The sequence below is a fragment of the Phocaeicola faecium genome (assembly GCF_014837055.1).
Taxonomy (GTDB): Bacteria; Bacteroidota; Bacteroidia; order Bacteroidales; family Bacteroidaceae; genus Phocaeicola; species Phocaeicola gallinarum.
The window spans coordinates 190,177-199,886 of record NZ_JACSPQ010000019.1 but is presented as its reverse complement, the minus strand read 5'-3'; the positions used below and the strand labels follow the sequence as shown (position 1 = coordinate 199,886).

Below are 9,710 nucleotides of genomic sequence, written 5' to 3'. Positions count from 1 at the left end.
AAGCGGGTGCAAAAGTACGCACTTTATCCGATTCCGCAACACACTCCACACACTTTTTTTCATATTTTTTTGATATTCGCGGAAAATATGCTGTAAAACAGGGTTTTACAACGGAAACTTTTTGGAAGGGAGCAAGCGAAGGATGAAAAACCGCACATCTATATATACGGGCTTACGCGATTACATTTATTTATGCGGCACAAACACGGGCAAATTTCTATCCGAAAGGACGAAAATTTCTATTCGGAGCGTTGCCTGTCACATGCGGTAGGAACAGGCAACGCTTCGGCTTCCGTTTTTGGGAGTGAGGAAACAGGGCATAAAAAATGCCTCTTCAGCGGAATTTTACCGAATGAAGAGGCTAAGAACTTATTTAAATTTTCCGATTAAGTATTTTTATCGGCTTTCGTGTGAGCTTTGGACGACAAACTAAAAACAGACTTTCACTCTTTTTCACCAAAACACAAATCACCTGCATCGCCCAAACCGGGTATAATATAAGAATGTGCATTCAGCTCCGGATCGACCGCCGCACACCATATTGTTGTTTTATCCGACGGGAAAACTTTTTCAAGATGATTCACAGCCTGACGGCTTGCAATGACCGACGCTATATGAACATGAGCCGGCTCACCTTTCGTAAGCAAAGCCTCATACGCATATTCCATCGAAGCCCCCGTAGCCAACATCGTATCGGTAAGTATCAATGTTTTTCCATCCAAGCGGGGCGAGGCTATATACTCAATATGAATATCAAAATGCTCTTCATCTTGATATTTCCGGTACGCCGAGACAAAAGCATTTTCTGCGTGGTCGAAATAATTCAAAAAACCTTGATGAAAAGGCAGGCCGGCACGCAGGATAGTAGCTATAACAGGACGAAGGGCAGGCACTTTAACAAATGTTTCGGATAAAGGCGTCTGTACTTTTAACGGTTGATAAGAAAAAGTACGACTAATTTCGTAAGCCATAATCTCGCCTATCCGCTCGATATTCCGGCGAAAACGCAGGCTGTCAGTCTGTATTTGTACGTTTCGTATCTCGGCAATGTACTGATTTAAAATAGAATTGTCATTGCTAAAATCAACAATCTTCATAAACTGTTTAACTGGTTTTACATTAAGAATTAAGTGTTTATCAGGCGCAAAGAAACAAAATAAAAATGGATTTGTAATGTAGAATTTACAATTTTGTTACACAAGTATAAATCTTTTCCAATTACGGAATTTTTTCTCTAATAACTTCTTTGATTTAAAAATAAACCACTATTTTTGTAGCGCAAAAAGCAAAAGAGATGTTGAAGGATATCTTTTAAGGATAACAAAAACGATATTACACATTTGATATAATAACCAAATAATCATTTGAACAATGGCAAATTTAGATCTTACTAAGTACGGTATCAATGGAACCGTAGAAATCGTACACAATCCTTCTTACGACGTATTGTTCGCTGAAGAAACAAAAGCTGGTTTGGAAGGTTTTGAAAAAGGTCAGGTAACTGAACTGGGTGCAGTAAACGTAATGACCGGTATCTACACGGGTCGTTCTCCTAAAGATAAATTCTTGGTAAAAGACGCTACAAGTGAAAACACTGTATGGTGGACTTCTGAAGAATATAAAAACGACAACAAACCTGTTACTACTGAAACTTGGAACGTATTGAAAGACTTGGCAGCTAAAGAACTTTCAAACAAGAAGTTGTATGTAGTTGACGGTTACTGCGGTGCCAACCCTGCAACTCGCCTTTGCGTACGTTTCATCATGGAAGTTGCTTGGCAAGCTCACTTCGTAACTAACATGTTCATCCGCCCGACAGCTGAAGAACTGGAATCATTCGAACCTGACTTCGTGGTTTACAATGCTTCTAAGGCTAAAGTTGAAAACTACAAAGAATTGGGCTTGAACTCAGAAACTGCTGTTGTATTCAACCTGACTACTAAAGAACAAGTTATCCTGAATACTTGGTACGGCGGTGAAATGAAGAAAGGTATGTTCTCAATGATGAACTACTTCAACCCGTTGCGTGGTATCGCTTCTATGCACTGTTCAGCTAACACCAACATGGAAGAAACTGACTCAGCTATCTTCTTCGGTTTGTCTGGAACAGGTAAGACTACTTTGTCTACCGACCCGAAACGTAAATTGATCGGTGACGACGAACACGGATGGGATGACGAAGGTGTATTCAACTACGAAGGTGGTTGCTACGCAAAAGTTATCAACTTGGATAAAGAATCAGAACCGGATATCTACAACGCTATCAAACGCGACGCTCTGTTGGAAAACGTTACAGTTGCTGCTGACGGTAAGATCGACTTCGCAGATAAGAGCGTAACAGAAAACACTCGTGTTTCTTACCCGATTTACCACATCAACAACATCGTTAAGCCGGTATCTAAAGGTCCTCACGCTCACCAAGTAATCTTCTTGTCAGCTGATGCTTTCGGTGTATTGCCTCCGGTATCTATCTTGAACCCGGAACAAGCTCAGTATTACTTCTTGTCTGGATTTACTGCAAAATTGGCAGGTACAGAACGTGGTATCACTGAACCGACTCCGACATTCTCTGCTTGCTTCGGTGCTGCTTTCTTGACTTTGCACCCGACTAAATATGCAGAAGAACTGGTTAAGAAGATGAATAAAGTAGGCGCTAAAGCATACTTGGTTAACACTGGTTGGAACGGAACTGGCAAGCGTATCTCTATCCGCGATACTCGTGGTATTATCGACGCTATCTTGGACGGTTCTATCGACAAAGCTCCGACTAAGACTATCCCGTACTTCGACTTCGTTGTTCCGACTGAATTGCCGGGCGTAGATCCGAAGATCCTTGACCCGCGTGATACTTATGCTGACGCAGCTCAATGGGATGAAAAAGCTAAAGACTTGGCTGGACGCTTCATCAAGAACTTTGCTAAGTTTACAGGAAACGATGCAGGTAAGGCTTTGGTTGCTGCTGGTCCGAAATTGTAATTCGAACTTACAAAATCTTAAATATAAAAGCGGTTCTCTACGGAGAATCGCTTTTTTTATATATTTATCCCCGAATCATTTTAATTATATCAGTTATGAAATACCTGAAACAAACTGTTTTAGCTGCCTTACTACTTCCACTCGTGGCTTGTGGAGGGAATCAGAAACCGCAAACAGAGGCAGAACAGATAACCGGCACGACGGAGAGTAACACAAACCAAGTTATTGAAACCATCATGACGCGCCGCAGTATCCGGCAATACAAGCCACAGGCCGTAAACCGCGACACGATGCAAATAATCTTAAACTGTGGCATCAATGCTCCTAACGGACAAAACAAGCAATCATGGGCTATCCGGGTAGTAGACAATCCGGATTTCATCAATGGTATTACGGAGGTATATAAGAAAGCTAATCCGAACGCGACCAAAGACCCGAACTTTAAGAATATGTTCCGCAATGCACCTACGGTAGTGTTTATCGCTCACGACACGGCTTACGATTTATCACAAATAGACTGTGGACTGCTGGGTGAAAACATGATTCTTTCAGCGTGGTCAATGGGTATCGGCTCTTGCTGTTTGGGAGGTCCTACCCGTTTCATGACCAACACCCCTGAAGCAGCCGATTATCTGAAGCGTCTGGACATACCTGAAGGATATGAACTGTTATACTGCATCGCATTTGGCTATCCCGATGAAACGCCGGCAGCAAAACCGCGTGACGAACAGAAAATCAAATTTATTGAATAGGATTGATATCTTACGAAATAAAGAGAAACCCGCCATTGACAAAATCAGGCTCAATGGCGGGTTTCTTTCCAATTCTTCAACAACTTATGAGGACAAAAAAGAAAAGACAAACCGTCAAAACAACGATTTGTCCCTTAGAGTACTCGAAGCGGGACTAACAATATTTAAATTTAGAACATTGAGTTATATTGTATATTGGTGATTAACAGGGAATTATCGATTTTAAAATTTGATGCAAATATAATAGAATATAAAGAAAAGAAGAAAAAGTTTCAGTAAAAGTTTCAGTAAACAGCCAAAAGTTTCAGTAAAAATCCTACCTTTGTAAGTGGATATTAAATGAAGCATTTATGGCAACCTACAATTTTGAACTAAACAGCAAGCCTACACAAAAAGGCACTTATGTAGTATTGTTCCGAATCACGGAAAACAAGAAACATAAGAGAATAAAAACCACTATTGAATTAAAGTCCCCAAAACACTGGAATCCTAAAGCACAAGAAGTCCGTAAAAGTGAGCCAAACTTCAAAGTAATGAATCAGGCTTTAAAGAAAATGAAGGATGAGGCTTTGAAAGCAGAAGCACTACTGGAAGAAAGAGGCAAAGGAATCACATCACAAAGTGTCGCTAATACCATAAAAGCAGGAAAAAGAGTTTTTTCTTTTATAGAGTTTGCCGAAACCTTTGCTGCAAGGACTTTAGAAGCTGGGGACTATCGGACATATACCAAGTATATTACATTTCTGAATAAACTGAAATTCTTTATCAATGGAATCAAGCCTGAAGAAGTTCCTTCCATACCTCAAAATGGAAAGAAGCTGAAAGAATTTATGGAAAGCAAAAGAAAGGATTTGCTTTTCAATGAAATTACTTTGGCTTTCCTGAATCGGTTTAAAGCCTATCTTAAAAAAGTCCCTAATGTAAAGAATCCCGAACTAACCTTACATCAGAATACTATCAGTAAGCAGTTTGACAATTTCAAAAGCCTCTATCATAAAGGGCTGGTGGAACTGAAAGAAGAAGGACTATCACTAAAAGAAAACCCTTTTGATAACTTTGAGTGTGAAACCATTGACACCAATAAAGAGAAACTGACATGGGAAGAAATAGAATCTTTAAAGGCTTTGGAACTGGAAGAAGGCAGCTTGCTTTGGCACACCCGAAATTGTTTCATGCTTGCTTTCTATTGTGCTGGAATGAGAGCTGGCGACCTGATACAATTAAGGGGGACGAATGTAGTATATGAAAATGGAGGCTGGAGAATCAGTTACCGAATGGATAAGACAGCAACCGCCAAAGAAATACTTCTTCTTCCTGAAGCACTGGAAATCATAACAGAATACATTGACCTTCAGAATAGAACTTCAAAATATATTTTCCCTTTACTCGATAATAATGCACCATACGCAAAGGCTGTTACATGGGAAAGTAAAGAGCAACTTCCCTATGAGATAAAGAAAATGCTTCTTCAACATACCAATAGCAAAAACAGCTTACTTAACAAGTATTTGGGAAAGCTGGCAGCAATGGCAGGAATTGAAAAGAAGGTTTCCATGCACATAGCAAGACATATTACTTTCTCTTACTCATTGAAAACAAGGGACTTACAAAGATTGTCAGCTTGACAGGTAACGACTTGGAAACCAGCAGGCTTCTATATTCTGCTATGTTCTGCACTAATCATAAGAACGCTTTTCTCATTTGCAAAAGTAGTGTTTTTCTTCCTTATTGCCAAAGTTATTCCTCTGAAAAATAGAGTAAATCAAACATCTTGTCATTATTGTACATTTGTTGCACATCTTGCTGATGAAAATCAGTAGCACTGTCCTACTTTTAATTCAATACCGTTTCCACATTGTATTTGAGCCTAATCGTTTGCGAATAGCCTGCCTGCACGCTTGCCTGTGTGCCGGCAGGCAGGCACGCAGGCAGACCGGTCGGCAGGCAAGCAGGATGGCTGGCAGGTCGGAGTGCGGGCAGGCTTGCAGGCTAGTGTGTGTATGTCCGCACGTGTTTGCATTCACGAGAACCCACACGCAGTCTGGCTTGCAAGCATTCATGCGGATATAACCACTCTCTTATGCCCTCTTATACCCTCATTTCCTTTCTTCTTTTGGGCAGCTTGGGCATCGGGAAACGATGCTTTGAAATCCGAAATAACAGCACTAATTCAAATCCGTTTGCTGACGGATTTCTTGTGCTCTCAAAAGCACAGCAAGGTGTCCTTCGAGTTACCCGAAGGCTTTTCGGTTACTGCCGAAAAGTGGCAGCAGCAAGGTATGTTTCGAGTTACTCGAAACCTTTCGGGTTACTCCGAAAGCCTTGCCGCCGGGTTGCCTCTCCGAAGTCGGGCAACCTGTTCTAACCTTGTGGTGTTCTTGGTCTATTCCTTGTACTTTATGCCGTATAATCTTATCTTGTTGTACAGCGTGGTACGTCCGATGCCGAGCAATGCCGCAGCCAATTTGCGGTTGCCTTTCGCCTGTTCCAGCGCACGGATAATCTGTTTCTTTTCCATATCGTCCATTTCCAGTGAAGCGTCAGACGTCAGCGGCATTTCATCGAATTCCAACGTGTCCGCCGTGACCGTATCGCCCTCGGTATGCAGCACCGCCAAATGCACGACCCGTTCAGCTCTCTCACGTTGCCGCCCCACGTATAGGCAAGCAGTCGTTTTCTTGCCTCCGCGTCAAAGCCTTTTACCTGCTTTTCAAATTCCTCGTTGGCAAGTTGTAGGAAGAACTCCGCAAGCGGTATGATGTCCTCCTTGCACTCGCGCAGCGGCGTTATGTGCAGGGTGTATTCTTTCAGCCGTTGGTAGAGGTCAGCCCGGAAACGCTTTTCAGTTATGGCAACCTGCAAATTTTCGTTGGTGGCGGCGATGATGCGCACATCAGCCCGCTTGTCCTTGCTGCCGCCCGTGGGTCTGTACATTTTGGATTCCAACGCACGGAGCAGCATCTGCTGCACTTCTATGGGCAGGTTGCCTATCTCGTCAAGGAACAACGTGCCTCCGGCGGCTTCCTCCCAGAAACCTTGTTTCTTGCTTTCGGCTCCCGTGAACGCCCCTTTCTCATGTCCGAACAGGGCGGAGGCGGCAAGCTCCTTTGAAAGCAGGCCGCAGTCCACCGCCACGAATGGCTTGCCTGCCCGTTTGCTCCTCGCGTGTATCTTCCCGGCAATGTGTTCCTTTCCTGTTCCGCTTTCGCCTAATATCAATACGTTCATGTTGGTCGGGGCGACCAGCCTTATCCTGCGGTCTATCTCACGGAAAGCCGCGCTCTGCCGCTCGTAAATCGGTGTGTCGTGCCGCTCCGTCCTTTTCTGCAAGGTTTTCAGGAGCGGGAAAAGGTTGGCTTCAATCAGCGGCTTCGGGATGTAATCTTCCGCGCCTGACTTCATCGACCGGACGGCCGTGGGCACTTCGTCGTAGTCGGTCATGACGATGTAGGGATTGTTCATGCCCTGTCTCCGCAGTTCTTCCAGCAGGGCGATGCCGTCTCCGTCGGGCAGGCGCAGGTCGGCAAGCACGATGTCGTCCTCCCGCATCTTGGAAAACAGTTTCCTTGCCCCGTTGCAGGTGGAGGAGCTGACGCTTTGGAATCCCTTGCTCTCCAGCAGTCCGCACACATAACCGGCGAATACGGGATTGTCCTCTATCACGATTATCCGTCCCATCGTTCCGCCTCCTTCCTCGCCAAATCTACAATCAGTTTGCCTTGTGCCAGTACGGCGTCAACGGCTGCCTTCACTTCGTTATCTGATATTTTTCCCTTGTGGATTGTGTCATACAATACCGCCAACGGCTGTTCCGCCTTTATCAGCATCCACGAGCTTCTGAGGTGGTGTATCCAGCTGTCCAACGCCTCCATGTCCCCGGCTTCCGCCGCCTTGCGCACTTCATCCATGTCGGATTGTGTCGTGGCCGCCAGCTTTTCCAACGTGCGCCGCTTATCGCCGAAAGCGAGCAGGGGCGACAGATCTATATTGCTTGTGCCCTTTGGCTTGATGCAGCGTTCCGTGACTGCAAGCAGTTCGTCTATGGAATAAGGCTTGTACAGCACGGCGGCAAATCCTTTTTCCGTCAGTTCCTTTTCTTCCACATAGCCTGCGGCGGTGGCTGCAACAACGGGGATGGTCTGCGAGTTGCCGATCTCCGACGTGCGCAGCGGTTCCAGCACCTCATAACCATTCACCTCCGGCATCTTCAGGTCGGTTACCAGCAGGTCGTAGTCCTTTGTGCGCATACGGTCCGTCAGTTCGTCCACGCTTTGGCAGGTGTCGCACCTTACGCCGCTTTGCCTGTACATTTCCTTCATCATGTCCAGCAGCATCCCGTTGTTGTCTATCGCCAGCACGGAGTATCCGGAAAGCGTGGAATGCTTAACAGTTGTCTTTTCGGTGGCCATTGTTTCCTCCGCTTTGGGCAGTGGCAGGCTTACGGTGAAGCGGCTTCCTTTGCCCGGTTTGCTTTTCACTGTGATGCTTCCATTCAACAGTTTCACCGTGTCGCTGACGATGGCAAGCCCTAATCCGAAGCCGTCCTCCGTCACGGAGTTGCCCAGCCGCTCGAACGGGACGAATATCCGCAGTTGCTGTTCCTTTGTCATGCCCGTGCCTGTGTCTGACACTGACAAGGTAAATATGCCGCTGGTATATTCGGTTGTCAATGTGACACTTCCGTTTTTGGTAAATTTGATGGCGTTGGAGAGCAGGTTGCTCCCGATACTCAGGATGCGGTTTTTGTCACCACCCACTATCTCGTTCGCATGGTTTTTCACTGTGAAGGCAAGATGTTTGCTTGCTGCTAATGGCCCGAACTCCGTTTCCAATGTTCCGGCAATGGAGCATAGTTTGAACGGCTTTATGACGGGTGTTTCCTTGCCGCGGTCCAGACGGAAATACACCAGCAGGCTGTTTATCATCCCTGCCATGCGTCCAGCGGCATCATGGATGGCGTGTGCATGGCGCATGCGGCTGTCAGCCTCCGTGTCGTCCAGCAGCAGTTCGGCGTTGCCGCCGATGGCGGTCAGCGGGGTGCGCAGTTCGTGGGTGACGTTTTGGATGAGGTTGCGCCGCAACTTGATTAGCTTTTCATTTGCGTTATTGCTCTCCTGCAACTTTCCGATGAGTTGCTCACGCTATTTCCGTTCGTGGTCGTTACGCCTGATTTCCCGGTGGATGGCAAGACCGGAGAGGAACAGCAGTACGATGGCGGCGGAGATGGTGGCGGTCAGCAGCCTGACGGACAGTGCCTGCGCCTCCGATATATCCTGTTCCCGTGCGTCGAATGCGGCCTGTGCCTGCGTGTCGAGGTCGCGTATCAGCCGCCCAAGTTCCCTGTTTAGCGTCCGGTTGCGTGTGCGCAGGCTGTCGGCATATGCTTCCATCTCCGCCGCCTGTTTCCGTTGCAGGGCGGTCAGGCTGTCGCTGAACTCATGCAGTTCCTTGGCGGAAGGCAGCATCTGTACGGTCTTCTTGCCACCGAAGAAGCCTGCCAGCCCGCTTTTCTTCTGCCTCACGGTGCGGACACGTGTCGCCCGTCGGGCCACTTCGGGCAGGTGGTTTACCAGCAGGCTGTCCGCCTCATCCTGCCGCTCCATCGCCTCCATGATGTGCCGCAGGTGGGTTTCCTTGTCCGCCAGGAGGGAGCGGAGCGTGTCTATCTGTGCCGGGCGCACGTATTCGCGGCAGATCGGTTTCATGGCTTGCAGCAGACTGTCGGTGCGCAGGAGCTGGGCATGGTAATGACGGTAGTCCGTTTCGTCCCAGCCGACGACGCCCTCACCCAGCAGGGCAAGCCGGGTGATGCGGCGGTGGGCGTCACTGATGTTACGGCGCACCTGCCGGATGGTTTCCGTGCCGGCTTCTATTTCCCTGATGTGTTTGCGCTCATGCACCAAAATGGCGGCCATGCTGCCGATGACCGCCATCATGATAACGTAGCCTGCAAGAATTTTAAATTGTAACACTTAATAACAA

7 protein-coding genes and 1 pseudogene are annotated in these 9,710 nt (G+C 46.6%); 3 read left to right on the top strand and 5 right to left on the bottom strand.

Going from position 1 to position 9,710, the window contains the following annotated elements; translation table 11 throughout:
- Window positions 1-443: 443 nt before the first annotated feature.
- Complete coding sequence (gene upp / locus H9626_RS13220) at window positions 444-1,097, bottom strand: uracil phosphoribosyltransferase (protein WP_178257440.1); 654 nt, start codon at window positions 1,095-1,097, stop codon at window positions 444-446.
- Between the two features lie 274 nt (window positions 1,098-1,371).
- On the opposite strand from upp, the gene pckA reads away from it, so the two are divergent.
- The 3 genes from pckA (at window position 1,372) to H9626_RS13205 (ending at window position 5,353) form a co-directional block, all read left to right on the top strand.
- Window positions 1,372-2,976 carry a phosphoenolpyruvate carboxykinase (ATP) gene (pckA, locus tag H9626_RS13215; protein ID WP_178257439.1) on the top strand — a complete coding sequence of 535 codons (1,605 nt, stop codon included), beginning with the start codon at window positions 1,372-1,374 and terminating at the stop codon, window positions 2,974-2,976.
- Between the two features lie 95 nt (window positions 2,977-3,071).
- A complete protein-coding gene (locus H9626_RS13210; protein ID WP_191710782.1) occupies window positions 3,072-3,728 on the top strand; it encodes a nitroreductase family protein in 657 nt (218 codons plus the stop codon).
- Between the two features lie 350 nt (window positions 3,729-4,078).
- Window positions 4,079-5,353, top strand: a complete 1,275-nt coding sequence (locus tag H9626_RS13205; protein WP_191710781.1) for a phage integrase SAM-like domain-containing protein — start codon at window positions 4,079-4,081, stop codon at window positions 5,351-5,353.
- Between the two features lie 213 nt (window positions 5,354-5,566).
- On the opposite strand, the gene H9626_RS13200 is transcribed toward H9626_RS13205, so the two are convergent.
- From H9626_RS13200 to H9626_RS14955, 4 genes and pseudogenes are all read right to left on the bottom strand, one after another.
- On the bottom strand, window positions 5,567-5,788 hold the full coding sequence (locus tag H9626_RS13200) for a hypothetical protein (RefSeq protein ID WP_191710780.1): 222 nt from the start codon (window positions 5,786-5,788) through the stop codon (window positions 5,567-5,569).
- A 323-nt stretch (window positions 5,789-6,111) separates the two neighbouring features.
- Window positions 6,112-7,406 (bottom strand): annotated as a pseudogene (locus H9626_RS13195) (sigma-54-dependent transcriptional regulator).
- Window positions 7,394-8,809, bottom strand: coding sequence for a hybrid sensor histidine kinase/response regulator (locus H9626_RS14960; protein ID WP_225231002.1), 1,416 nt, complete (start codon window positions 8,807-8,809; stop codon window positions 7,394-7,396). The pseudogene H9626_RS13195 and the gene H9626_RS14960 overlap by 13 nt, the downstream one beginning before the upstream one ends.
- 60 nt (window positions 8,810-8,869) lie before the next feature.
- Complete coding sequence (locus H9626_RS14955; protein ID WP_225231001.1) at window positions 8,870-9,664, bottom strand: hypothetical protein; 795 nt, start codon at window positions 9,662-9,664, stop codon at window positions 8,870-8,872.
- Window positions 9,665-9,710 lie beyond the last annotated feature (46 nt).